General features: G+C 42.1%; 25 protein-coding genes and 2 riboswitches. Of the genes, 4 read left to right on the top strand and 21 right to left on the bottom strand.

Annotation, left to right across the window (positions count from 1 at the left end; translation table 11 throughout):
- Window positions 1-52: 52 nt before the first annotated feature.
- Window positions 53-1,228 carry an NAD(P)/FAD-dependent oxidoreductase gene (locus HMPREF1125_RS03500; protein ID WP_000680046.1) on the top strand — a complete coding sequence of 392 codons (1,176 nt, stop codon included), beginning with the start codon at window positions 53-55 and terminating at the stop codon, window positions 1,226-1,228.
- Window positions 1,229-1,247: 19 nt separating this feature from the next.
- On the top strand, window positions 1,248-1,703 hold the full coding sequence (locus HMPREF1125_RS03505) for an 8-oxo-dGTP diphosphatase (RefSeq protein ID WP_004181562.1): 456 nt from the start codon (window positions 1,248-1,250) through the stop codon (window positions 1,701-1,703).
- A 28-nt stretch (window positions 1,704-1,731) separates the two neighbouring features.
- Here HMPREF1125_RS03505 and HMPREF1125_RS03510 read toward each other — a convergent pair whose 3' ends face one another.
- A complete protein-coding gene (locus HMPREF1125_RS03510; RefSeq protein WP_000274772.1) occupies window positions 1,732-2,472 on the bottom strand; it encodes a MerR family transcriptional regulator in 741 nt (246 codons plus the stop codon).
- A gap of 252 nt (window positions 2,473-2,724) precedes the next feature.
- On the opposite strand from HMPREF1125_RS03510, the gene HMPREF1125_RS03515 reads away from it, so the two are divergent.
- Window positions 2,725-4,065, top strand: a complete 1,341-nt coding sequence (locus HMPREF1125_RS03515) for a sodium-dependent transporter (RefSeq protein WP_002875775.1) — start codon at window positions 2,725-2,727, stop codon at window positions 4,063-4,065.
- Window positions 4,066-4,211: 146 nt separating this feature from the next.
- Here the strand turns inward: HMPREF1125_RS03515 and manA are convergent, their stop codons facing one another.
- The 7 genes from manA to HMPREF1125_RS03550 form a co-directional block, all read right to left on the bottom strand.
- On the bottom strand, window positions 4,212-5,156 hold the full coding sequence (manA, locus tag HMPREF1125_RS03520) for a mannose-6-phosphate isomerase, class I (protein ID WP_001294292.1): 945 nt from the start codon (window positions 5,154-5,156) through the stop codon (window positions 4,212-4,214).
- 257 nt (window positions 5,157-5,413) lie between these two features.
- A complete protein-coding gene (locus tag HMPREF1125_RS03525; protein ID WP_001291469.1) occupies window positions 5,414-5,674 on the bottom strand; it encodes a SemiSWEET family transporter in 261 nt (86 codons plus the stop codon).
- A 204-nt stretch (window positions 5,675-5,878) separates the two neighbouring features.
- The gene (locus tag HMPREF1125_RS03530) at window positions 5,879-6,226 is read right to left on the bottom strand and encodes a VOC family protein (RefSeq protein ID WP_001052666.1); all 348 of its coding nucleotides are present in this window, start codon (window positions 6,224-6,226) and stop codon (window positions 5,879-5,881) included.
- 110 nt (window positions 6,227-6,336) lie between these two features.
- Window positions 6,337-8,112 (bottom strand): pyruvate oxidase, encoded by a 1,776-nt coding sequence (gene spxB / locus HMPREF1125_RS03535; protein ID WP_000191808.1) that lies wholly within the window; start codon window positions 8,110-8,112, stop codon window positions 6,337-6,339.
- 362 nt (window positions 8,113-8,474) lie between these two features.
- Window positions 8,475-10,697 carry a heavy metal translocating P-type ATPase gene (locus HMPREF1125_RS03540; RefSeq protein ID WP_000136278.1) on the bottom strand — a complete coding sequence of 741 codons (2,223 nt, stop codon included), beginning with the start codon at window positions 10,695-10,697 and terminating at the stop codon, window positions 8,475-8,477.
- A 9-nt stretch (window positions 10,698-10,706) separates the two neighbouring features.
- A complete protein-coding gene (locus tag HMPREF1125_RS03545; protein ID WP_000935078.1) occupies window positions 10,707-11,078 on the bottom strand; it encodes a cupredoxin domain-containing protein in 372 nt (123 codons plus the stop codon).
- A 10-nt stretch (window positions 11,079-11,088) separates the two neighbouring features.
- Complete coding sequence (locus HMPREF1125_RS03550; protein WP_001167222.1) at window positions 11,089-11,484, bottom strand: CopY/TcrY family copper transport repressor; 396 nt, start codon at window positions 11,482-11,484, stop codon at window positions 11,089-11,091.
- Between the two features lie 183 nt (window positions 11,485-11,667).
- A riboswitch (TPP riboswitch) is annotated at window positions 11,668-11,766 on the top strand.
- A gap of 83 nt (window positions 11,767-11,849) precedes the next feature.
- Between HMPREF1125_RS03550 and thiD the strand changes: the two genes are divergently transcribed.
- Window positions 11,850-12,641: a bifunctional hydroxymethylpyrimidine kinase/phosphomethylpyrimidine kinase gene (gene thiD / locus HMPREF1125_RS03555; RefSeq protein WP_000221731.1), complete on the top strand. Its 792-nt coding sequence runs from the start codon at window positions 11,850-11,852 to the stop codon at window positions 12,639-12,641.
- Between the two features lie 41 nt (window positions 12,642-12,682).
- Here thiD and HMPREF1125_RS03560 read toward each other — a convergent pair whose 3' ends face one another.
- The 13 genes from HMPREF1125_RS03560 to HMPREF1125_RS03620 all read right to left on the bottom strand — a co-directional run bounded on the left by HMPREF1125_RS03560 (window position 12,683) and on the right by HMPREF1125_RS03620 (window position 25,121).
- On the bottom strand, window positions 12,683-13,939 hold the full coding sequence (locus tag HMPREF1125_RS03560; RefSeq protein ID WP_080585578.1) for an ISL3 family transposase: 1,257 nt from the start codon (window positions 13,937-13,939) through the stop codon (window positions 12,683-12,685).
- Window positions 13,940-14,251: 312 nt separating this feature from the next.
- Window positions 14,252-14,884 (bottom strand): thiamine phosphate synthase, encoded by a 633-nt coding sequence (gene thiE, locus HMPREF1125_RS03565; RefSeq protein ID WP_001078199.1) that lies wholly within the window; start codon window positions 14,882-14,884, stop codon window positions 14,252-14,254.
- On the bottom strand, window positions 14,877-15,680 hold the full coding sequence (locus tag HMPREF1125_RS03570; protein WP_025172321.1) for a hydroxyethylthiazole kinase: 804 nt from the start codon (window positions 15,678-15,680) through the stop codon (window positions 14,877-14,879). Before HMPREF1125_RS03570 ends, thiE begins: the two co-directional genes overlap by 8 nt.
- Window positions 15,680-16,204 (bottom strand): energy coupling factor transporter S component ThiW, encoded by a 525-nt coding sequence (thiW, locus tag HMPREF1125_RS03575; protein WP_001244050.1) that lies wholly within the window; start codon window positions 16,202-16,204, stop codon window positions 15,680-15,682. The genes HMPREF1125_RS03570 and thiW overlap by 1 nt, the downstream gene beginning before the upstream one ends.
- Window positions 16,205-16,207: 3 nt before the next feature.
- The gene (gene tenA, locus HMPREF1125_RS03580) at window positions 16,208-16,900 is read right to left on the bottom strand and encodes a thiaminase II (protein ID WP_000673064.1); all 693 of its coding nucleotides are present in this window, start codon (window positions 16,898-16,900) and stop codon (window positions 16,208-16,210) included.
- A gap of 10 nt (window positions 16,901-16,910) precedes the next feature.
- Window positions 16,911-17,561, bottom strand: a complete 651-nt coding sequence (locus HMPREF1125_RS03585) for an energy-coupling factor transporter transmembrane component T (protein ID WP_000598431.1) — start codon at window positions 17,559-17,561, stop codon at window positions 16,911-16,913.
- Between the two features lies 1 nt (window position 17,562).
- A complete protein-coding gene (locus HMPREF1125_RS03590; RefSeq protein WP_000523385.1) occupies window positions 17,563-18,948 on the bottom strand; it encodes an ATP-binding cassette domain-containing protein in 1,386 nt (461 codons plus the stop codon).
- Entirely contained in the window at window positions 18,949-19,509 is a 561-nt protein-coding gene (locus HMPREF1125_RS03595) for an ECF transporter S component (protein ID WP_000915268.1), read from the bottom strand.
- A 158-nt stretch (window positions 19,510-19,667) separates the two neighbouring features.
- Window positions 19,668-19,756: riboswitch (TPP riboswitch) on the bottom strand.
- 148 nt (window positions 19,757-19,904) lie between these two features.
- Window positions 19,905-21,041: an L-lactate oxidase gene (lctO, locus tag HMPREF1125_RS03600; RefSeq protein ID WP_000120732.1), complete on the bottom strand. Its 1,137-nt coding sequence runs from the start codon at window positions 21,039-21,041 to the stop codon at window positions 19,905-19,907.
- 244 nt (window positions 21,042-21,285) lie between these two features.
- Window positions 21,286-21,918 (bottom strand): orotate phosphoribosyltransferase, encoded by a 633-nt coding sequence (gene pyrE / locus HMPREF1125_RS03605; RefSeq protein WP_000170921.1) that lies wholly within the window; start codon window positions 21,916-21,918, stop codon window positions 21,286-21,288.
- Window positions 21,919-21,951: 33 nt separating this feature from the next.
- The gene (pyrF, locus tag HMPREF1125_RS03610) at window positions 21,952-22,653 is read right to left on the bottom strand and encodes an orotidine-5'-phosphate decarboxylase (protein ID WP_001209638.1); all 702 of its coding nucleotides are present in this window, start codon (window positions 22,651-22,653) and stop codon (window positions 21,952-21,954) included.
- Window positions 22,654-22,898: 245 nt separating this feature from the next.
- Complete coding sequence (locus HMPREF1125_RS03615; RefSeq protein ID WP_000031185.1) at window positions 22,899-24,053, bottom strand: cell division protein FtsQ/DivIB; 1,155 nt, start codon at window positions 24,051-24,053, stop codon at window positions 22,899-22,901.
- 9 nt (window positions 24,054-24,062) lie between these two features.
- On the bottom strand, window positions 24,063-25,121 hold the full coding sequence (locus tag HMPREF1125_RS03620; protein WP_000724792.1) for a UDP-N-acetylglucosamine--N-acetylmuramyl-(pentapeptide) pyrophosphoryl-undecaprenol N-acetylglucosamine transferase: 1,059 nt from the start codon (window positions 25,119-25,121) through the stop codon (window positions 24,063-24,065).
- Between the last annotated feature and the right edge of the window lies 1 nt (window position 25,122).

The raw sequence follows: 25,122 nt of genomic DNA on the forward strand, positions 1-25,122 counted from the left end.
TTAGCAACAAGAGATGCCAAGCATCTCTTGTTTTTTGTGGTACAATAGAGCTATGAAACATTTTGATACTATTGTCATTGGTGGAGGGCCTGCTGGTATGATGGCTACCATTTCCAGTAGCTTTTATGGTCAGAAAACCCTTCTCATCGAAAAAAATCGAAAACTTGGTAAAAAATTAGCTGGAACGGGCGGTGGTCGCTGCAATGTGACCAATAACGGAAGCTTAGATGACCTACTAGCTGGCATCCCTGGAAATGGCCGCTTTCTATACAGTGTCTTTTCCCAGTTTGATAACCATGATATCATTAACTTTTTCACAGAAAACGGTGTTAAACTAAAGGTTGAAGACCACGGCCGCGTCTTTCCTGCCAGCGACAAATCGCGAACCATTATCGATGCGCTGGAAAAGAAAATCGCTGAGCTAGGCGGACAAGTTGCTACTCAAACGGAGATTGTTTCGGTTAAAAAGATAGACGACCAGTTTGTCCTTAAGTCCGCGGACCAAACCTTCACTTGCGATAAACTCATTGTCACAACTGGTGGAAAATCCTACCCTTCCACTGGTTCAACTGGTTTTGGACACGAGATTGCCCGTCATTTTAAGCACACCATTACCGAGCTTGAGGCTGCTGAAAGTCCTTTATTGACAGATTTTCCACATAAGGCCTTACAAGGGATTTCGCTTGACGATGTGACCTTAAGCTATGGCAAGCATGTCATCACTCATGATCTGCTCTTTACCCACTTTGGTTTATCAGGACCTGCTACCCTACGCATGTCCAGCTTTGTCAAGGGCGGAGAGATTCTCTCACTGGATGTCTTGCCTCAACTTTCTGAGAGTGATTTGTTGGAATTTCTGGAGAATCATCGAGAAAAATCCTTGAGAAATGCTTTGAAAACCTTGTTACCAGAACGTTTAGCTGAATTTTTTGTACAAGGATATCCTGAAAAAGTTAAACAGCTAACTGAAAAAGAACGCGAACAACTGCTCCAGTCTATCAAAGCTCTCAAAATCTCTGTCACAGGCAAAATGTCATTGGCTAAGTCCTTTGTTACCAAAGGTGGTGTTAGTCTCAAGGAAATCAACCCTAAAACCCTTGAAAGTAAGCTGGTACCTGGCCTTCACTTTGCTGGCGAGGTACTGGATATCAATGCCCATACAGGCGGCTTTAACATTACTTCTGCCCTCTGTACCGGATGGGTGGCAGGAAGTCTGCATTATGATTAAAGATCAAAGGTTGTGAAAAATGAACAGAAGAGAAACAGTCGAATTTGTCAACATGTGTATGATTCAAAACGGAGACAAGGTGCTGGTTCAAGACCGAGTGAGTCCTGACTGGCCTGGCATTACCTTCCCAGGAGGTCATGTTGAACGTGGTGAATCCTTTGTCGACGCTGTCATTCGTGAAGTGAAAGAAGAAACTGGTCTGACCATTTCCAAGCCCCAACTCTGTGGCATCAAGGACTGGTACGACGACGAGGATTACCGTCATGTCGTTCTATTTTACAAGACCGAACACTTTACTGGTGAGCCCCAATCTTCAGACGAAGGAAAGGTTTGGTGGGAAAATTTTGAAAATCTCTCACAACTAAAACTTGCAACAAATGATATGTCAGATATGCTTCGTGTATTTGTAGAGGAGGATCTCAGTGAGTTCTTCTACTATAAAAACGGCGAAAACTGGCTTTATGATTTGAAGTAAAAAATAGGCTAGGAAATTCCTAGCCTATTTATTCTGCATTTGTCTGAACGTAAGCTGCAATGGCATCTGATGTGTACTGGGCTGTCCCAGGTCCAAATTTATCAATGTTTTCCTTGAACTCTGGGTTATAGACGTATCCTTTACCGATATGTCCGAAGACTTCAATAGAGCAGTCAAATCCATAAGTGCGAATGGCTTGCAAGAGCTTAGCTGCTTGCTCTTGGTTTTCGGCTGCTGTTGCAGGTAAACCAGCTTGAAGATTTTGTGCCAAAGTTTGAAAGACTTGGTTAAAGGCGGCCGTAGACTCATCTTCGCGGCCTTTTTGGCGCTCGAGGGCTTGATCCATGACTTCTTGTCCATACTTCTCTACCGCTTCTTGGTGGTATTTTTGATTGTCTTGATAACTAAATCCAGTGAATTTTTCCTCAATGGTCATTTTTCTTTCTCCTTTTTGTTCTTGAATGGTTTTTTGCAAGGTGGAAATCAAGGTATCCAGATGTTGCCTTTCTTGGGTCAAATAGTCCAACTGCCTAGTCAAATGGGGCAATAAATCTTTCCTTTCTTCCTTTAATAGCTCTGCTATTTTTTCTAAAGAAAAGCCTAGATATTTGTAGTAAAGAATGACCTGAAGGCGTTCCAAATCCTCTTGACTATATGTTCGATAGCCGTTTTCCGACTTTAAGGGGACCAAGAGTCCTATCTTGTCATAGTGGTGCAGGGTCTTGACAGAGACACCTGAAAGCTGCGCAGCTTCTTTGATATGGTACATGATTTCCTCCTTACATAGATAGTATAAACCTTCCCCCTAGGTCAGAGTCAAGTGTTTTTGCGAAACATTTTTAACTTTTTGAGAAAGGTGTGAAAACTTGAAAATGGTTTTCTTGACAGACCTTATAAAACATGATAGGATAGTCAAGTCTATCAATCAAACAGAAGGCTCATAAAGTGCCATTGAGAGAAGGCTATTTGACAACTCAAGTAGCCTTTTCTTATTTTAAAAAACGAAATTGGAGTTTCAACTATGTCAGAAAAATCGCAATGGGGTTCGAAACTTGGCTTTATCCTAGCATCTGCTGGTTCAGCCATCGGGCTTGGTGCCGTTTGGAAGTTTCCTTACATGACTGCTGCTAATGGCGGTGGAGGCTTTTTACTGGTCTTTCTCATTTCTACCATTTTAATCGGTTTCCCGCTCTTGCTGGCTGAGTTTGCCCTTGGCCGTAGCGCTGGCGTTTCCGCTATCAAAACCTTTGGAAAACTGGGCAAGAATAACAAGTACAACTTTATCGGTTGGATTGGTGCCTTTGCCCTCTTCATCCTTCTCTCTTTCTATAGTGTTATTGGGGGTTGGATTTTAGTCTATCTAGGCATTGAGTTTGGGAAATTGTTCCAGCTTGGCGGAACGGATGATTATGCTCAGTTATTCACTTCAATCATTTCAAATCCAGCCATTGCTCTAGGGGCTCAAGCTTCCTTTATCTTGTTGAATATCTTTATTGTATCACGTGGGGTTCAAAAAGGGATTGAAAGAGCTTCGAAAGTCATGATGCCCTTGCTCTTTATCATCTTTGTTGTTATCATCGGTCGCTCTCTCAGCTTGCCAAATGCTATGGAAGGGGTTCTTTACTTCCTAAAACCAGACTTTTCAAAACTAACCAGTGCTGGGCTCCTCTATGCTCTGGGTCAATCTTTCTTTGCTCTCTCACTAGGGGTTACAGCCATGCTGACCTATGCTTCCTACTTGGACAAGAAAACCAATCTGGTCCAGTCAGGGATTTCCATCGTAGCCATGAACATCTCGGTTTCCATCATGGCGGGACTAGCCATTTTCCCAGCCATGTCAGCTTTCAATATCCAGTCGGAAGGGGGACCAAGCCTGCTCTTTATCGTCTTGCCTCAACTCTTTGACAAGATGCCTTTTGGAACTATTTTCTACATTCTTTTCCTCTTGCTCTTCCTCTTTGCGACGGTTACTTCTTCTGTCGTGATGCTGGAAATCAATGTGGGCAATATCACCAACCAGGACAACCGCAAGCGTGCTAAATGGAGTGCTATTTTAGGAATCTTGACCTTTATCTTTGGAATTCCTTCAGCCCTTTCTTACGGTATTATGGCGGATGTTCACATCTTTGGGAAGACCTTCTTTGACGCTATGGACTTCTTGGTTTCCAATCTCCTCATGCCATTTGGAGCCCTCTGTCTGTCACTTTTTACTGGCTATATCTTTAAAAAGGCCCTTGCCATGGAGGAACTGCATCTTGATGAAAGAGCATGGAAACAAGGACTTTTCCAAGTCTGGCTCTTCCTTCTTCGTTTCATCATTCCAATCATCATCATCGTGGTCTTTATCGCCCAATTTATGTAATCAAAAAGGACTTGAGTAGTGATACTCTTCGAAAATCTCTTCAAACCACGTCAACGCCGCCTTGCCGTACTCAAGTACAGCCTGCGGCTAGTTTCCTAGTTTGCTCTTTGATTTTCATTGAGTATGAACTCAGGCCCTTTCTTTTTTTATGGATGGCTCACAATCAATTCCAAACCTTGCCCTTCCAAGGTCCAAGCTTCAACATCACTTGGTAGGATAAAGTGGCTACCTTTTTGGATTGGATAGTTTTTCCCGTCAACTGTTAACTGACCTTCCCCATCCAAGACACTCAATAAGCTGTAGTCAGCTGTCTTTTCGAAGTCAACTTTTCCAGTAATTTCCCACTTGTAAACTGCGAAGAAATCATTGGACACAAGGAGAGTGGAACGTAGATCATCTGCTTTGACAGTGGCAGGTCGGCTATTTGCGGGTTCACCAATGTTCAAGACATCGATGGATTTTTCAAGGTGAAGTTCACGCAAGTTGCCCTTGTCATCCTTGCGGTCAAAGTCATAGACGCGATAGGTGGTATCGCTAGACTGCTGGGTTTCAAGAATCAAGATACCTGCTCCAATAGCGTGCATGGTTCCGCTTGGTACATAGAAGAAATCACCAGCCTTGACAGGGACTTTTGTTAATAAACCATCCCAGTCTTTAGCTTCGATTTGCTGACGGAGTTCGTCTTTTGACTTGGCATTGTGACCATAGATAATCTCTGAACCTTCATCTGCTGCGATGATGTACCAGCACTCTGTTTTTCCGAGCTCGCCTTCATGTTCTAATCCATAGGCATCGTCTGGGTGAACTTGGACGCTGAGCCAGTCATTGGCATCAAGAATTTTGGTCAACAGTGGAAATACAGGCTCTGGACGGTTGCCAAACAATTCACGGTGCTCCGCATACAAAGTAGCGAGGTCTGTTCCCTCAAAGCGACCATTAGCGACCTTTGAAACCCCATTTGGGTGAGCTGAGATAGCCCAGTATTCCCCGATTTTTTCACTTGGAATGTCGTAGCCAAACTCATCACGTAGCTTGGTTCCTCCCCAGATTTTTTCTTGCATAACTGATTGTAAAAATAATGGTTCTGACATGTCTATCTCCTGTCTGATTTTTCTCCCCTCATTATAGCAAAAAGCTCGATTTAATTGAACTCTTTTTCACATCTTATAAAGTAGGGAGAAGATTTTATAAAAATAGTAACGAAATAATCTTTTACTTTATGGAGGAACCTCTAAAGCAGCACTCAGAAAGCTCGCTGTCAACGGCTATTCTCCTCAGCTCTCATTAGACTTTCTTTACTTGAGAATCTATTTTTATGTACAAAAAAAGACTGAGACCAGTCTTCTTTTTAAATTAATGCCGTAATAGCTGTTACCAGACCAAAAACGATACCTGGAGCATTGGCAGCCGCAAGTGGAATATCTCTTTCCTTTTTGAAAAGACCGTAGTAAACCCAGAGACTACAGTTGATGGCTGCAACCAAGGGCTGGATAAAGTTCCCTTTTTGACCAGCTAGGTTGTTAATAATTTGTGGGAAGTAAGACACGTACATCATAACGGACATGAAGGTCGCTACCCAACCCAAAATTTTCATTTGTTTTTCAGACATTTTCAAAACCTCTTTCATTTTTATGAATCATATTTTATAATCTTTCTTCAAAACAATCAAGACTTTGAAGCTTTTGTTATGAAGATGTAAACTATCACAATCTTGTGATAAGAAAAAGACCGGATTTCTCCGATCTTTCAATAGTTCCTATTCTCACATTCTGTTTTAAGAATGATTAAGGTTAACTTCAAATGACTAATCGCCCTATTTCATACGATAAAAATCAATCACTAGGCCAGCAGGGCCTTTTACAAGCAAGGATTCTGTTCCCCAATCAGTTACAGCTGGACCGTGTAAAATCTCGGCACCAAGCTCTTTCAATCGTTGGTAATTCTGGTCTACATCCTCAACCTCGATGTGAAGAATGATTCCTGACTGAAAATTGTCCAAAGGAATCAGGTGATTTTGTGATAACATGAGACAATGACTGCCAATCGTAAACTGAGCAAAAGCATCATCAGCATAATCAGCCTTTTTATCCAAAAGACGCTCCAAGTCAGCACAGACTTGGGGAACATTTGAAACGATAATATCTAATTGATTTAAATTCATTGATTATCCTCCAGAAAAAGACCGGATTGCTCCGATCTTTTCAAGTTCCACTCTATGAAAATCAAAGAATAAAGTCTACAAATTTAAAATTTGATTTTCGACGAGAGGAATTATTTGATTGCGCGTGATTGCAATCCTTCTTCTTCCAAGAAGAGGCGGAATGGTACGAGTTCTTCTGCTTCGTATTTTTCCTTGAAGGCTTTGATTGCTTCTTCTGAGTGAAGTTTTGGATCGAGTTCAAGTACTTCTACTGGAAGTGGACGATGTTGAGAGATGCGAGCATCGATCACAACAGTTTTACCTTCTTTGTTCAATTTAACAGCTTCTGCAACAACTGCATCAATATCTTCGATACGGTCAACTGTAAATCCTACAGCACCTTGCGCTTCAGCGATTTTCGCATAGTCAGCATTAGGGAAGTCACAACCAAACAAGTGTTTGTTTGTGTCTTCGTATTTGTCCTTGATGAAGGCATATTTACCATTTGAGAAGACAACGTTGATAACTGGAAGGTCGTATTGAACGTTTGTGATAACGTCTGGGTAGCACATGTTGAATGCACCGTCACCCATGATGTTCCATACTTGGCGATCTGGATTGTCTTTCTTAGCAGCGATACCACCAGGAAGGGCAATACCCATTGTCGCAAAGAGTGGAGATGTACGCCACATGTTCTTAGGTGTCATGTGAAGGTGACGAGTAGATGTTTGAGTAGTGTCACCTACGTCGATTGAGTAGATAGCGTCTTGATCAGCATGTTTGTTGATTGCATTGTAAACTTGATACAATTGCAATTCACCCTCAGTTTTACCTTCGAGTTTGTTCATGTAATCACGCCAGTTTTGGTTGTTCTTAACATTTGCACGCCACCATGGAGTAGATTCTACTGGGTTTACTTTGTCAAGGATAGCTTTAGCTGCTTGACCTGCGTCACCAAGGATTGAAGCGTCAAGGGCATGGCGTTTACCAAGTTTGTAAGGATCGATATCCACTTGGATGAATTTTTCAGTGTTCTTGAAGGCTTCGTATACTTCAGCAAATGGGAAGTTTGAACCAAGGAAAAGAACTGTGTCTGCTTCAAAGACCACTTCGTTGGCTGGTTTCCAACCAACACGGTAAGCAGAACCTGTCAAACCTTCATAGTTCCACTCAAAGGCTTCAAAGTTTTTACCAGTTGTGATGATTGGTGCTTTGATTTTACGTGACAATTCAGTAATCACTTCACCTGCTTTAACACCACCGTAACCAGCGTAGATAACTGGACGTTCAGCGTTGTTCAAGATTTCAACCGCTTTGTCGATTTCAACTTCGTTCAAGGCAGGAGCGATGAATGAACGCTCGTATGAACCTGAACCGTAGTATGAGTTTTCGTCGATTTCTTGGAAACCGAAGTTTACTGGGATTTCAACAACAGCTGGACCTTTTTTAGAAACTGCAGCACGGCAAGCTTCGTCGATTACTTTTGGCAATTGCTCAGCGTAAGCTACACGTTTGTTGTAAACAGCGATACCGTTGTACATTGGGTTTTGGTTCAATTCTTGGAAAGCATCCATGTTGAGTTCGTTAACTGGACGTGATCCAAGGATAGCAAGGAATGGAGTGTTATCCATAGCTGCATCGTAAACACCGTTAATCAAGTGAGTCGCACCTGGACCACCTGAACCAACTGCAACCCCGATTGAGCCGCCGAATTTAGCTTGCATAACCGCTGCAAGAGCACCTGTTTCTTCGTGGCGAACTTGCAAGAAGCGGATATCTTTGTCTTCAGCCAAAGCATCCATGAGTGAGCTGAGTGTTCCTGATGGGATACCGTAGATAGTGTCTACGCCCCATGTTTTCAATACGTTGAGCATTGCTGCAGATGCAGTAATTTTCCCTTGAGTCATAATGATAACTCTCCTTCAAATATTTTTAAAACTTGATTCATCCGTTTTCATATACTAATTGGAAACGTTTCAGCAAATTTTTACTCTACTACTTTACCACATTTGTTTTGGGTCTCCTAAGAATGTGCTCAGAAGTTTTTATTCTCTATTACAGTACAGTTTGAAAGCGTTTTTCAGAACTGTTTTATAATACTCAATGAAAATTAAAGGCCAAATTAGGAAACTAGCCGCAGGTTGCTCAAAACACTGTTTTGAGGTTGTGGATAGAACTGACGGAGTCAATGTCATATAGCTACGGCAAGGCGACGTTGACGTGGTTTGAAGAGATTTTCGAAGAGTATAAAAAGCGAGCAAGCTCGCTTTTAGTCTATTTTACTAAAGTTTAGCATGAGTGAACTGGTTAATACAGATACAGAACTAAAGGCCATGGCTAGACCAGCCAGTTCTGGATTGAGAACGAGACCAATTCCTGAAAAGACTCCTGCTGCAATCGGAATTCCGATAACATTGTAGATAAAGGCCCAGAAAAGATTGAGCAGAATACGATTAAAGGTCTTCTTACTCATGTCAAAGGCACGTACCACTCCTAAGAGATTATTGGTTGTCAACACCAAATCTGCTGACTCGATGGCGATATCTGTTCCAGCTCCCATAGCAATCCCCACATCCGCCACACTGAGAGCTGGCGCATCATTGATACCATCTCCGACAAAGGCTACTTTACCAGCCTGTTGCAGTTGATGGATTTCATGGGCTTTTTCTTCTGGCAAGACACCCGCAATAACCTCTTCAATGCCGATCTGATCTGCAATGGCACGCGCCACGCCAGCATTATCTCCTGTCAGCATAACTGTTCGGAGACCACGTTTTTTCAGCTGATTGATGGCGAGTTTAGCATTTTCCTTGGGAATATCTTGCAAGGCAAGCAAGCCTTTGATTTCATTGTCAACAGCCAAGTACACAACTGTCTTAGCTTCTTTTTCCAGTTCCTCTAGTTTTTCTTGGTAAGTGCTCGAAATATCCATTCCATCAAGCATTTTGGCATTTCCAAGTAAGACTTGTTTCCCATGGATTTGCCCTGAAACACCTTTTCCATGAACGGCTTGGAAATTCTCTACAGTATGAAGCTCAAGTTCTGCTTCACTCGCTCGCTTGACAATAGCTTGAGCCAATGGGTGTTGAGAGGCTTCTTCTAAAGAGGCAGCTAAGCCAAGTACTTCTGTCTCGTCGCCAATGATATCAGTGACTACTGGTTTTCCTTCCGTCAAAGTTCCTGTCTTATCAAAGACGAGAGTTTTGACTTTCTGGATTTCCTGTAAGACGGTCCCATTTTTGAGGAGAACACCCATCTTGGCACTACGTCCTGTCCCTACCATCAGGGCTGTCGGTGTTGCGAGACCCAGGGCACAAGGGCAGGCGATAATCAGAACTGCTACCCCATAAAGAAGAGAGGCCACAAAGCTAGCCTCAAGCAAGACAAACCAAATCCAAAAAGTTAGAATCGCTAAAATGACAACTGCTGGGACAAAAATTCCTGAAATTTTATCCGTCAAATCCTGAATCGGTGCGCGGCTGGTCTGAGCTTTCTTGACAAAGTCTACAATCTGTGCCAAGACCGTCTCTGAGCCAACTTTTTCTGCCTTAAAAACAAGCGTTCCACTATTATTGATGGTGGAGCCAATGACGGTATCTCCAACTGTTTTGTCTACCGGCAGACTCTCACCTGTTACCATGGATTCGTCAATACTGGACATACCTTCCACTACAACACCATCAACCGCAATCTTTTCACCAGGACGCACTCGAATCAGATCACCTACCTTGACTTGGTCCAAGGGAACTTGAACATAGTTATCATCATGCAAGACTTCTGCTGTTTTAGCTTGCAAGTCCAGTAGTTTCTCCACAGCTTGGGAAGTATTTTTCCGCATTTTTTCCTCAAAAACGGCTCCCAAAAGAACAAAGAAGAGGATAAATCCAGCACTTTCAAAGTAAACAGGAAGCCCAGTAAAGAGGGCAACTAGGCTATAGAGATAGGCCACTAGGGTTCCCAGAGCAACCAAGGTATCCATGTTGGCATTGTGTTTTTTAAAGCTGGCCCAAGCACTCTGGATATATGGGCCACCTGCTACTAGCATGATAGGTGTTGTGGCTAGAAAGGTTCCCCAATGCATGACTTGGTGACTGATAGTCCCTGTCAACATCCCAATCATGAGGAAAACAAGAGGCACAGTAAAGATACTAGTAATCCAAAAACGTTGCAAGAGGGATAGAGATTTTCGAGTCTTCTCAACTACGGTATAGCTTCCCTTTTGCATCTTCATACCACATGAGAATTCATGCTCACCCAACTCTTGAGGTGTAAAACGAATTGTTTTCTCTTCGTCTACGCCGATTGGTTCTAAGATGCCTTCTTCTTCAAAAAGAATTTCCTTGTAACAGTTTGAAGGAGTTGTACGATGAAAGGTAATTTCAGCGGGAATCCCTTTTTGAAGCTGGATATGGGCAGGATGATAGCCTTTTTCAGCTGTGATATGGATTTTTTGAATGCCATTTTCTAGGCTTGCTTTCACAATTTCAGTCATAGTTTCCTCCTACTCTACAATCATCTTGCCGTGCATCATGTTCATACCACAAGAGAAACCAAACTCTCCAGCCTGTTCAGGTGTGATTTCCACTACATACTCTTCCCCCATAGGCAGGTCCGCATGCACACCAAAGTCTGGAAAAACAATTTGATCCAGACAGGGTGAAGGGTCCTTACGGTCAAAAACAATGTGGGCTGGCACTGATTTCTTGAGGATAATCAACTCAGGCGTATAGCCTCCCATGACTTCCACTCGAATCTCTTGATAACCCTTTTTTTGCTGGGCCTTTTGTCCAGATTTTTCAGGCTTTTTGAAAAACCAAAATAGAATAAAAAGGATAAGGGCAATACAAACAATGGTTACAATACTATTTAACATGACATCTCCTTTACATACAATTACATCTTACTTCAGCAACTGGGCTGGCTTTTTTTTCAGAAATCACAGCTTCCAAGTCTGCCAAATCAGCCAAAGTAAAATCACATCCCACAATCAAATCAGCCAGCAAGTTCTTAATTCTACGGGAACAAACCTTGTCTTTGATATCTTGAACAAGCAAGTCTCGACTTTGATCCAAAGTTAAAAGAGCTGAATATACAAAGGACTTGCCCTCTTTTTTCCTAGTCAGGCACTCTTTCTCTACTAAGCGAGCCAAAAGAGTTTGAACAGTGGACTTGGACCAGTTAAACCGCTCTGCCAGAACCCTGATCAAATCGCTACTGGTCTGCTCGCCCTGCATCCAAACAATCTTCATAACCTGCCATTCTGCATCTGAAATCTGCATCAGCATACCTCCAAAATCTACATTTGTCAATTATGACTCTTAGTATACTCTCAAAATCTACATTTGTCAACTATAATTTTTATTATTTTTTCGAAAAATAGAATTCTAATCATGTAACGAGAGATTTGCAGTCAAATTTTACTATATAAACTATAAAAATATGCTATACTGTAGAAAAAAGAAAACAACCACTAGGGGTGCGTAAAGCTGAGATTAACGACTGTTAGATCCCTTTGACTCAATCTAGGTAATGCTAGCTGATGGAAGTGGAAATGATCATGAGGACTACTTGTCTTCTATTGCTTTCCTAAAACAGACTAGCTTGTTCTTAAGAATACAAACTTCAGTTGGTTGGGAGGTTTTAGATGACTTATTTACCCGTTGCTCTAACCATTGCAGGAACTGACCCTAGTGGCGGTGCTGGCATTATGGCTGATTTAAAGTCATTCCAAGCTAGAGATGTCTATGGAATGGCCGTTGTGACCAGCCTTGTCGCTCAAAATACCAGAGGCGTTCAATTAATCGAGCACGTCTCTCCTCAAATGTTGAAAGCTCAATTGGACAGTGTCTTTTCTGATATCCCACCTCAGGCGGTAAAAACTGGGATGTTGGCAACTATTGAAATCATGGAAATCATCCAGCCCTATCTTAAAAAACTGGACTGTCCCTATGTGCTGGACCCTGTTATGGTCGCTACGAGTGGGGACACCCTGATTGATACCCGTGCCAGAGACTACCTAAAAACAAATCTGCTTCCCCTTGCAAGCATTATCACTCCCAATCTTCCTGAAGCAGAAGAGATTGTTGGTTTTTCAATCCATGACCCCGAAGACATGCAGCGCGCGGGTCGCCTGATTTTAAAAGAATTTGGTCCTCAGTCCGTTGTTATCAAAGGTGGCCATCTCGAGGGTGGTGCCAAAGATTTCCTTTTTACCAAGGATGAACAATTTGTCTGGGAAAGTCCAAGAATTCAAACTTGTCACACCCATGGTACTGGATGTACCTTTGCTGCTGTAATTACGGCTGAACTAGCCAAGGGCAGAAGTCTTTACCAGGCAGTTGATAAGGCCAAGGCCTTTATCACAAAAGCTATCCAAGACGCTCCTCAACTCGGACATGGTTCTGGCCCAGTCAATCATACAAGCTTTAAAGATTAAGAAAAACGGCTCTTTGTCAACTGTAGTGGGTTGATGAAAAGTTACAACTTGGAGAGGACTAAATTGGTTCTCTCCTTTTTGATGTTCAAAGCAATGAGAATTCTAGTTTTAAAGTTGTCAAAGTTCCGGAAGCCAAAAGCATTTCGCTTGATGACTTTGATAAGGTTATTGGTAGCCTCTAGTTTTACGTTTGAGTAGGGCAGTTCCAGTGCATTAATGATTTTCTCCTTATCTTTCAAAAAGGTCTTAAAAACAGTTTGAAAAATAGGATTTACATAAGAAATCGTTTCTTCCATCAGTTCAAAGAAATGGTTTGTTTGTTTCTCTTGAAAATGAAACAGTAATAGCTGATAGAGTTCATAGTGGTATCTAAGTTCTTGAGAGTATGAAAGCAGCTTTTCTAGAACCTCTTTATTGGTCAAGTGTGACCGAAAAGTTGGTCGATAAAATCGTTTATCACTGAGTTTACGGCTATCCTGTTGGATGAGTTTCCAGTAACGTTTCAGTGCTTTATATTCGTGCGATCTCCGATCAAACTGATTCATAATTTGTATGCGTACGCGATTCATTGCTCGACTGAGATGCTGGACAATGTGAAAGCGGTCGAGAACGATTTTTGCATTTGGAAAAAGTTTTCTAGCAATATCGTAGTAGGGACTAAACATGTCCATGATAATGACTTTCACACGACTTCTCACCTGTCTAGAATAACGAAGGAAATGATTGCGAATAGTTACTTGAGTCCGCCCATCAAGGATAGCTACGATCTTTCTGGAATCAAAATCATGTGCAATGAAGCTCATCTTACCTTTCTTGAAGCTGTACTCATCCCAAGACATGTGAGTTGGAAGGGAAGATAAATCTATCTTGAATTTAAATTCTTTCAATTTACGAATGACTGTTGAAGTAGAGATGGATAAACTTTCGGCGATAGCTGTCATAGGGATTTTCTCGATTAATTTTTGAGTGATTTTCTGGTTGACGATCGTTGAGATTTGGTGGTTCTTCTTGACTAAGGAAGTCTCTGCGACAGCCATTTTCCCGCATACTTTACAACGAAAACGGCGTTTTCTCAATCGAATGAGAGTCTTGTAGCCCGCACACCCTAGATAGGGAATTTTAGATTCTTTTTGGAAGTCATATTTAGCCATTTGTCCTTGACAGTCGAGACACTTAGGAGCAGGATAATCTAGCTTAGCGATGATTTCTTTATGTGTTTTAGAATCCAGATAATTCAAGATTATAATGTTCTTGTCTTTAATTCCGAGTAAGTTTGTGATAAAATTTAATTGTTCCATAAGATTCTTTCTAATGATGGTTTGGTCACTTTTCATTATAGGTCTTATGGGACTTTTTTTCTACAACAAAATAGGCTCCATAATTCCTATGGTAGTTTTACCCACTACAGAAATTATAGAGCCAGAAAAACTCTCTAGTTCCTACTTTAAGGGAATTAGAGAGTTTTTATACTTCTCTTCAAACTACGTCAGCTTCATCTTGATGTACGTATATTACTGACTTTGTCAGTTTTATCTACAACCTCAAAGCTGAGCTTTGAGCAAGCTGCGGCAAGCTTCCTAGTTTGCTCTTTGATTTTCATTGTTTATTAATTAGAAAATAATATCATCCAGCTTTGTTAAAAAGGCATGCACTTTAGCCTCAATGTCTTCTGCCTGCATCAAATCACGTACAACAGCAACACCAGCTATACCAGTGCCAGTAAGTTGGTCAATATTCTCTGACGTCAGACCTCCGATAGCAACTACTGGAATGGCGGCCCTTTGGCAAATGGTTTTCAAGGTTGAAATCAGGGTGATGGGAGCATTCTCCTTGGTTGTAGTCGGGAAAATGGCTCCTGTCCCCAAGTAATCCGCACCCGATGTTTCTGCTTCGAGAGCTCTTTTAACCGTTTTAGCAGTGACACCGAGGATTTTTTCAGGACCCAAGACTTTGCGGGCAACCGAAACGGGTAGTTCATCGTCGCCAATATGCAAACCTGCAGCATCGACTGCTAGACAGATATCCAATCGATCATCGATTATCAAGGGTACCTGATAGGCATCTGTTATTTCCTTGACTTGTTTTGCCAGTTGATAGTATTGATTGGTGGTGAGATTTTTTTCTCGTAATTGGATGATGGTAACACCTGAACGGCAGGCCGTATCGACTTTTTCAAGAAAACATTCCAAGGAATCTTGGTAGCGATTGGTTACTAGATACAGTTTAAGTGCTTCTCTATTCATAAAAGTCTCCTTTGATGGCATCTAGCCAGTTTTCGTCTCTTTTTAGGAGAGAGAGCTGATTGAGAACTTGGTAACGAAAATCTTCCAGTCCCATTCCTTGAACAACTATTCTCTCAGCAGCGATATTGAGATAAGAGAGCGCTAGGCAAGAAGCTTCAAAAGGAGGCTTTCCTTGGCTGAGAAAAACGGCTGTCAAGGCTCCAACCAAGTCTCCTGTCCCTGTTATCCAGTCCAATTCTGCACAGCCATTTCCCAATATTGCAACCTGATTCTCCGAAACGATAAGGTCCTTGGGGCCAGTGACTAAGAATGACATACCAGGATAAAGCTGACACCAGTCCTTCAAGGCTTGAAGCAGATCCTCAGTTTCTTGATCTTTATGGCTAGCATCAACTCCAACTCCGTGGTGCTTTAAACCAACAAGACTTCGGATTTCTGACATATTTCCTTTAAGGACTGTGGGCTTGTATTCAAAAAGATCTCTGACTAGATCCTTACGAATGGGGGAAGCCGCTACGCCAACCGCATCTACTACCATTGGGAGACAAGCTTGGTTTGCATAAGTAGCTGCCATACGGATTGCTTTCTCCTTCTCAGCTGACAAATGCCCTAAATTAATGAAGAGAGCCTGACTTTGCATAGTAAAATCAAGAACCTCACGAGGGTCATCTGCCATGACTGGTTTGCATCCCAGAGCCAAAATGCCATTGGCCAGCATCTCACAAGAAATCTCATTGGTAATACAGTGAATCAAGGAACTGGTTGCCAGAGGGAAAGGATTTGTCAATTTCTGCATCATTCTATCCTTTCTCCAAAGAAATATCCCTGCACTTTTTTAAAGAATTCCTGCTTGATCAAAAATCGAAAGGCGAGGAAAGCTATGGCTGTACCGATCAAGGTTGCTCCGAAAAATCGAGGGGTGTAGATAAACCAGCTGAGCTTGGCAGCAGATCCCGTAAAGAGAACCATGACAGGATAGGAAACAATAGAACCGATTACCCCTGTTCCCAAGATTTCTCCTAGAGCAGAAAAGTAAAATTTTCGACCGTACTTATAAAAGAGACCTGCAAGGAGGGCTCCAAAAGTAGCTCCAGTGAGGGCCAAGGGCGGAATGCCTTGAGTAGACATACGGATAAAGGCTGTAACAGTAGCCATGACCAAGGCATAAATAGGTCCCATCAAGATTCCTGCAAGAATGTTGACTACACTGGACATCGGTGCCATCCCTTCAATTCGAAAGATGGGTGTAAGAACTACGTCAAGGGCAATCATCATGGATAAAATGGTTAATTTGTGAACTTGAAGTTGGTGGTTTCTCATTTTCTATTTCTTCTCTTTTTCTAAGGACTGCAAATCACTCGTCCATGTTTGGTGTTGGTAAGCCATTTCCCAAAACTTGGCTTCCATGTGGACACTTCGGTGGAAGGCCTCTAGCATTTTTTGTTTGTCTGTCTCGTTGCTTTCTCGATAGAGTTGATTGACTAGCGCTTCTTCCTCTTTAATCTGCTGTTCTAATTCATCGGTGATATAGGTTTCAATCCACTGCTGATAAAGAGGATTCGGGGATGGTCTGCGATTAAGTGCCTTGCCCAAATCATGGTATAACCAAGGACATGGGAGCAAACTAGCAAAAGCAATGCCCAAGTTTGGTTCTGCAAACTGTCGATAAATATGAGAAATGTAATGATAACAGGTTGGAGCGATTGGATGTTGCTCCATTTCCTGGTCACTGATTCCTAATTCCTTGAAAAATTGTTGGCGGATAAACAACTCACCATCCACTAGACTCTGGGCATTTTGTTTCAAGAGTCTTTTCATCTTTTCGTTTGAAGTCTTATCAGCCAAGAGGTGATAGGCTTCTGAAAAAGACTTCAGATAGTAGGCATCCTGAATTAGGTAATAGCGGAAAATAGAAGGTTCTAAATTCCCCTCTTGTAACTGTAAAACAAAGGGGTGATGAAAAGAAGCCTTCCAAGCTTCCTTGGATAATTCCATCGCAATATCTGTAAATTTCATAATAACTCCTTTATAGAAATAGACTGGTTTGAAGTAATAAAAAGAACAGCAGGTAGATTAATTTTGTTTTTTTAGAAATATAAAAAATCCGATAGCGATTCTCCAACTGCGAATGTTCGTCATATCCATGTGCAGACAGAGCTCTCAAGTAGAGATGGCGCCATCTAAAAACCGTCATCAGAACCTTACTGTAAATCAAGGGCGACCAAACATGCAGTTTTTGGCCACGCAATAAGCAAGCTTCCTTGAGGGACTTGATCTCCTGCTGAATGAGGGGAAAGGAATTGAATACCACAATCAAGGCATAGGCCCAAGAACGCGATAACCCCTTTTGAGCCAAGTACAAGAGAAGCTCTTTTAGGGAAATACTGGAAACAAAGACAAGACCGATACAAACCGTCACAAAAGCTCTCGTTCCAAGTATCAATGCCTGCGAAGCATCTCCGTGTAACTGAACTGCCCAGTAGTTGGCCAAAGATGGCAAAATGGCTAGTAGAATCATCCAAGCCAACATCTTAAATCGATGGTAATAGAGCATAAAGAGAATACAAAATGCGACTACCGAAAGATTCAGAGCAATCGAAGGAATGAAAGATGTTTCCAAGGATAAAATCAGCAAGAAGAGACTGATAATCGGTGTCTGGGTTGCTACTTTGATCATACTACCTCACCTCCCCTAGAGTATCATTATTCAGAGATGGGAGAGGTTTGGTAATTGTCACTTCTTTCACATGACTGAGACCCTGACTAGTCATCTCAATCCAATAATCAACCACAGAGATCAAGGGATCTAAACGATGGCTAATGATCAAAAAACTTCTTCCCTGATTTCTCTCCTCCACAATCCACTGACAAAAATAATGGCAAGCTCTATCATCCAAACCTGCAAAAGGTTCATCTAGCAAGATCACAGAAGCCTTACTAGTCAAGATGGTCAAGAGCTGAACAATCTTTTGCTGGCCACCACTTAATTGATAGGGACTCTTATCAAGCGCCTGCTCCAGATCAAAATATTGTAAAGCTTGGAAAATTCGCTGATTTCTTTCAGAATCAGGTCCATCTAATTGAAGCTCTTCTCGCAGACTGGCTCTGATAAACTGCTTCTCAGCTTCCTGAACAACACCCGTCAGATCACGATACAGACTCTTTTTCTTTTTCAGGACTGTTCCCTTCCAGGTAATGCGCCCCTTATACTTTTGAAATTGAAGAATAGACCGAAAGAGGGTTGATTTCCCGACACCATTGTCACCCAAAATACAGGAGATTCCTTGGTAGAATGTAAAATCCGCAATGGAAAAGAGGGGACGCTTATCCAGCTCACAAGTCGTTCTATCCATATGGAACAATTCCGGGCTAGAAGCAACTTCCTTTGAAGCAACCTTTGTCATCTCAGAGGTAGGGATTTGAAACACTTCCCTTAGTTGGCCATCTCTTAGCTCCACCATATGGTCGATATAGACTTCATAGTCCGTTAAATCATGGTCGCACAGGATAACTGTCTTCCCATCAGAGACCAACTCTTTTAGAATCTCCAATATCTCTATCCTACTCTTGCGGTCAATGGAAGCGAAGGGCTCATCCAAGAGATAGACCCTAGGATTCATAGCAAAGAGAACAGCCAAAGCAGCCTTTTGCTTTTCCCCACCTGATAAGTGATGAATTGGACGGTGCAAAATCGCCTTGCAGCGACATTGCTGGACAACCTCTGCTATTTTAGAATCAATTTCCTGAACGGGATGGCCGATATTCTCCAGGGTAAAAATCAGCTCCTCAAACAAGTTCTCCATGGTAAATTGATGATTGGGATTTTGAAAGAGAATCCCAACTGTCTGGACACGTTCGACGATAGAAAGCTGACTGACCTCACTCCCATCTATCAGGACTTGGCCACTATAGGGAAGAGAACTGACTTGGGCAATGACTTGAAAGAGACTGGATTTTCCTGAACCACTGCTCCCAACTAACAAGGTAAAAGCTTGCTCATGAAAAGTAAAATCAATTGGCTCTGAGAAGATTGGGGACTGAATCTCCCGTAATTTCAGGCCCATCTATGCCTTTCCTCCAGCTGCAAACTGATGATAGAGTTTGACAATGGCACGAACCAAAATGGTACAGAAGAAAAAGACAGAAATAAAGCGAACCACAAGCAAGAAAAGGACAAAAGGAAGGGAGAAGGCATAGTAACCTAATTTAAAGTATTCATAGACAAAGCTAAAAAGGGTAATCCCAATACTATTAGCAGTTAGAGAGAGCCAACTTTCATAGCGATTCTTGGTCACAAGAAAGCCAAATTCACTTCCCAAACCTTGAACCAAACCAGACAAAAGAGCGCCTAGACCGAATTGGCTACCATAAAGGACTTCAGCAAGTGCAGCAAGCACTTCTCCAATCGTTGCACTTCCGACTCTTGGAACAAAGATAGCTGCAATGGGCGCAGCCATACACCAGAGACCAAAGAGGATTTCATTGGCAAAGGCCTGCAAACCAAGAGGGGCTAAGATTAGTGTGAGAATATCAAACAGATAGCCTGAACCCACAAAAACGCCACCAAAAAAGATAGACAAGAAAGCAAGCAAGATAACGTCTTTTAGCTGCCATTTTTTCAACATAAAAAACTCCTTTTTTAAAGAAAAGTGGGGCATTCAAGGAGAGCTACCAAAAGGCTTGCCGTCAAGCCTATCCTCTTTTGATAAACAAAAAAACTCCAATTACAATTAAGAATTAGAGTTCACCTTACAAGATTAGACAGTTTCCTTCAACATACGAAAAAAACCTTTTCACATTTCCCTTCGCCAGTTTTAACTGTATCAGGTTCAATGGGTATCATCTCAGCCTAAGGCACCCCAAATGTCTTTATTATTTTATTACTGGACCAGTATAACAGAAATTGAAAGCCCTAGCAAGATATTTGACCGGAAAATATATTTATATAGTTTCTGATAACGATTTAATCTTTCTATACACGAAGAAAAACCTCCACATCAGGTGGAGGCCGTCTTACTTATCAATACAATTTCAAGTCACGTGGGTCAACTGGGAAGGTTGGATTGTATGGGTTATGACGGAGTTTGAAGTGTTTGACATCCTCAATAGTCTGAGTTCCAGACAACTGCATGACTGTCTTCAATTCTGCATTCAAGTGTTCAAAAACTTGACGTACACCAACACTACCACCAAGGGCCAAGCCATAGATAACAGGGCGTCCAATAGCCACTAGGTCCGCACCTGAAGCCAAGGCTTTAAAGACGTGCTGACCGCGACGAACACCTGAGTCAAAGACAATTGGCACACGTTTATCAACTGCTTCAGCGACTTCTTGAAGTGAGTCAAAGGCCGCTGGCCCACCGTCGATTTGGCGGCCACCGTGGTTGGTTACCCAGATACCAGAAGCACCTGCGGCAAGAGAGCGTTCAACGTCCTCACGGCATTGTGGCCCCTTGACATAAACAGGAAGACCTGAGTATGCAGCGATAAATTCTACATCACGTGGAGACAAGCGTTGTTTGGCTGACTTGTATACAAAGTCCATTGATTTACCAGCACCTTCTGGCAGGTATTCCTCAACAATTGGCATACCAACGGGGAAGACAAAACCATTGCGCTTGTCGACCTCACGATTGCCCCCTACAGTAGCATCTGCTGTCAAGACAATCGCTTTATAACCTTCAGCCTTCACACGGTCCATGATATGGCGGTTGATACCGTCATCCTTACTAAAGTAAAATTGGAACCAGTGAGGTGTCCCTTGAAGGGCTTCTGTAATTTCTGGAAGATCTACAGTAGAGTAAGAACTAGTTGTGTAAAGAGAACCAAACTCATGCACACCACGCGCAGTCGCCACTTCACCCTGCTCATTTGCCAATTTATGAGCTGCAACAGGCGCCATGATGATTGGTGAAGACAATTTTTCACCTGCAAATTCAATCTCTGTACTTGGATTTTCAACATCACAAAGAGTATGAGGAACGATGAGTTTGTGGTTAAAGGCACGAATATTCTCACGCAAAGTGAAAGTATCTTCCGCCCCACTAGCGATATAGCCAAAGGCTGCTTTCGGAATAACTTGTTGCGCCATTGCCTCCAAATCATAAGTGTTAATAAAATCTACAGGCCCTTCTGCATTGCTTGTTTTATACGACATAAAATGTCCTCCTTGTTAAGTAAGCGTTTACTTTTTTCTTACATTAACTATCTTAACTCTTTTTCAGATTCCTTTCAAAAAATTTGTCTGGAAATTTCAAACTGATTATCTGAATATGCCCCCAAAAAAGAGAGGACTCTCATTCTACCATTATCCTATATTCTTCTTTACCTTTAGGGAGCTTTGTTTTATTGCCCACATATAAAAAATCAGATAATCCTAGTGACTACCTGATTTTCTACTTTTAAGCGTTTTGCCAATTTTCTTGGTCTTCTTTAAAGCGTTTTAGGAGAGCGAGTCCTTCTGGCGTGATATAACCTTCTTCTTGGGCTAGATGGATCAGCTCACTGTAGTTTGAAAGTGTCACAAGTTTGACACCTGCATCTGAGAAGTTCTTATCTGCTTTTGGCAATTGGTAGCTGAAAATCGCTACAACTCCAAGCACATCTGCTCCTTCTCGTTTAGCGGCTGCTACGGCTTCAAGAACTGAACCACCCGTTGAAATGAGGTCTTCAACAACAACCATCTTTTGCCCCTGAGCTACACGGCCTTCGATTTGGTTACCAGCTCCGTGGTCTTTTGGTTTGCTACGGATGTAGGCAAAAGGCAAGTTCATCTTGTCAGCAATGATAGCTCCGTGAGGAATCCCCGCTGTTGCTGTTCCTGCAATCACTTCTACCTCAGGAAAAGCTTCTTTGATAACTTCCACAAAGCCATTTTCAATTAGGGTACGAGTTTCTGGATAGGCTAGTGTCACACGATTATCAGTGTAAATCGGTGACTTGATACCAGATGCCCAAGTGAAAGGCTCCTCTGGTTTGAGGTAAACGGCTTGGATTTTTAAGAGGTGGCTAGCGATATCTTTAGCAAGTGTCATGGTATTCTCCTTTTATTTTTCTAATCTATTTCTTTAATTCCAGTCCTGTGTCCATTCATCCTTGATAGCATGATAAGCTGTAACAGGATCTTCAGCTTGGGTAATGGGACGTCCTACTACGATATAGTCACTACCGATTTGATAGGCGTCCGCTGGCGTCATGACGCGTTTTTGGTCTCCAACCGCAGCTCCCGCTGGACGAATTCCCGGTGTCAGACAGATAAAATCTGGATTGGTGGCCTGCTTGATGAGTTGCACTTCCTGAGCCGAGCAAACGACACCATCCAAGCCCGCTTCAGCTGTCTTCTTGGCATAGTGAATCACAGACTCTTGCAGAGTGGTTTGGATATTTTGAAAATCCTGCATCTGGCTTTCCGACGTTGATGTAAGCTGGGTCACAGCGATTAATTTGGCTTGTGTCCCAAGACCTTCACGCGCTGCCTTCATCATCTCTACACCACCAGCGGCATGAACATTGGTCATATCCACACCAAGCTGAGACAAGATCTTCATAGCTGACTTGACTGTATTGGGAATGTCATGAAGCTTGAGATCCAGAAAGACACTATGATCCAGACCTTTCAAGTAAGACACAATCTCAGGACCCGTTGCATAATAGAGCTCCATCCCTACCTTTAGATAAAGGCTTTCTTCTGCCGGGAAAAGAGATAAAAATTCCTTGACCGCCTCAAAACTAGGAAAATCAAGAGCAATAACTGGACGATATTCACGCATACCTTTCTCCTTTTACCTTAGCTAGCAAGAGAGTATGGTCAAAAATAAACCACGAAAAAAGGAACCTGCCAACAGCAAGGTTCCACGAAAAATGGGTAGTCTCTACCCTTTCACCGTCTAACCTTAGCTGCCTCTCTGGACTGCTTTAAAGGTTTTTTTCTATTCTATTATTTATAGTAGGACTTGTCAAGCAAAAACTCGAAACTGGACTTCTATACCATTCAAAATCAAGAGGAAAAGTTAGTCTAACGACTCTGTGATTGCTGACTCGTTTGGCTTTGATTTCCCTGTTCTTCTTGTTTTTTCTTTTCTTCTTCCTGTTTTTTCTTCTCAGCTTCCTTGGCCTCTTGTTTGGCTTTTTCCTCAGCCTCTTCTATCAATTTATCCGCTATGGTATAGCTGTATGCTCCAGCCTCCATATCGACTACACTCGGTTCTGTCAATTGTGGCTTGATTTTGCTGTAATAAGGCAATTTCTTACTCAATTCTGACAAGGGAACCAAAATCTCATCTGTGTCCAGCATAGTAATTTTTAAAAGGTCTGCTGTTGCCTTGCTTGGCGCTAATTCTATTTTCTGGATTTGGCTCTTGATATCCTCACTGATAGTAGACAATCCCGTGATCAGCTCTTTCACCTGCTGCTCGTCGTTAAAAGTAACTGTCAGATAAGTCTCAGGCAAGTTTAAGCGATTAACAGGAGTAGACTCTACTGTACCACTAGAAAGAATTGGATAATATTCTTCACCCGACACATAGTAACCAACAATATCAAATTCCTTAACCTCAATCGTAAAGTTAGTTGGAAATTGATAATCAATCTTTGCTGACTCTATCCAATGGTTGGACTTGATTCTCTCAGCGTATTTTTCCTTATCCAACAACAGAGCTAAGGTATAGTCGCTATCTTGAATCCCAGAAGCCTGTTTAATGTCATCCGCCTGGGTGTTACTATTTCCCTTAACTTCGACATTTTTGATGGTCGAAAGTGGAGTCAACAGATAGACTGAGAGAAGGAGGACCAGAGTACTTGGCACTAAGATACTCACAGCTCGCCAAATATGAACAGGCGCAATTTTAGGTTTGGCTGGTTTCTCTGGTTTTTCTTTTTTCTTCTTCACTTTTTCTTCGTTGACTTTAGGGTCATCCTTTTGAGGTTTTTCTTCTTTTTCGGATGATTCTTCGTCTGGAACAGTTTCGTTCTGGTCGGAATCACTTGATAACTTCTTACTTTCCTCTAACGATTTAGAGTTTTTCCCCATTCGAGCCTGTTTTTCCTTTTCCTTCTCCTCAGCTAGGGCAGCTTCTTCCTCAGCCTTCTTCTTCAGGTATTCCTGGTTTCGTTTCTGCCATTCAGACAATTCTTGCTTCTGGTTTGATTCTTTGTTCTTATCCTTTGACATTGATATTCCTTATGATAGGTCTTTTCTTAGTAGATCGTAAAAATCCGCAAGAGATTTCAATTCAGTTGATGCCTTCATGTTAGCTTGGTACTGATCCTTGTGACTAAGCAAGTGACTGACTTTCTCCTCCAAGCTTTCCAAGGTCAATTCTGTCTCTTGGAGTTCTGCTGCATAGCCCTTTTTAACAAAATAGGCAGCATTTTCAATCTGATCTCCTCGGCTCGCCTCACGTCCAAGAGGAACAATGAGATGGAGTTTCGCCATGGCCAAGAGTTCAAAAATCGTATTGGCACCACCACGCGTCACTACCACATCTGCCATCTCCATCAAGGGTTGATAGAGATCGGTCACATAATCAACACGAAAGAGATTTTGACTCAACTCATTGAGGTTTGAATCTCCAGTTAAATTGATAATATTGTAGCGCTCTGTCAACTCTTTTTTATGGTCTGTCACTAATTGGTTAAATACACGAGCTCCTGCAGAACCACCCACAAACAATACAGTTGGCAATTTAGGATCAAAGTGGGTTTGGATATCCACCAATTCATCTGGTTCTGAAGTTTTTTGATCTGAAACCTTTGTTACTGCTCCCACATGCTCGACTTTTGCGAGACCAGCAGCCTGCTCAAAGGTTGAATACATCTTAGTCGCAAATTTATAGGCAATTTTATTGGCCAAGCCCATAGACAGGTCCGATTCGTGAATAAAGACAGGTACTCCTGACACACGCGCTGCGATAACCGGCGGTACTGAGACAAATCCTCCCTTAGAAAAAAGAGCCTGTGGACGCAGTCGTAACATGATAAAGAGGGATTGGACAATTCCCCAACCAACTTTAAACACGTCCAGCATATTTTGCCAAGAAAAATAGCGACGCAACTTCCCAGTCGCAATAGAATGGAAAGTAACATCCAAACCTGACTTGAGGATTTCTTGGTGTTCGATTCCGTGTTTATCACCAATGTAGTGAACTTCCCAGCCGTCTTCGATGAACTTAGGCATTAACAAAAGATTGAGGGTGACATGTCCAACCGTCCCCCCACCTGTAAAGACAATTTTTTTCATA

Source organism: Streptococcus oralis SK304 (genome assembly GCF_000287715.1).
In the GTDB taxonomy this organism is placed as follows: Bacteria; Bacillota; Bacilli; order Lactobacillales; family Streptococcaceae; genus Streptococcus; species Streptococcus oralis_Y.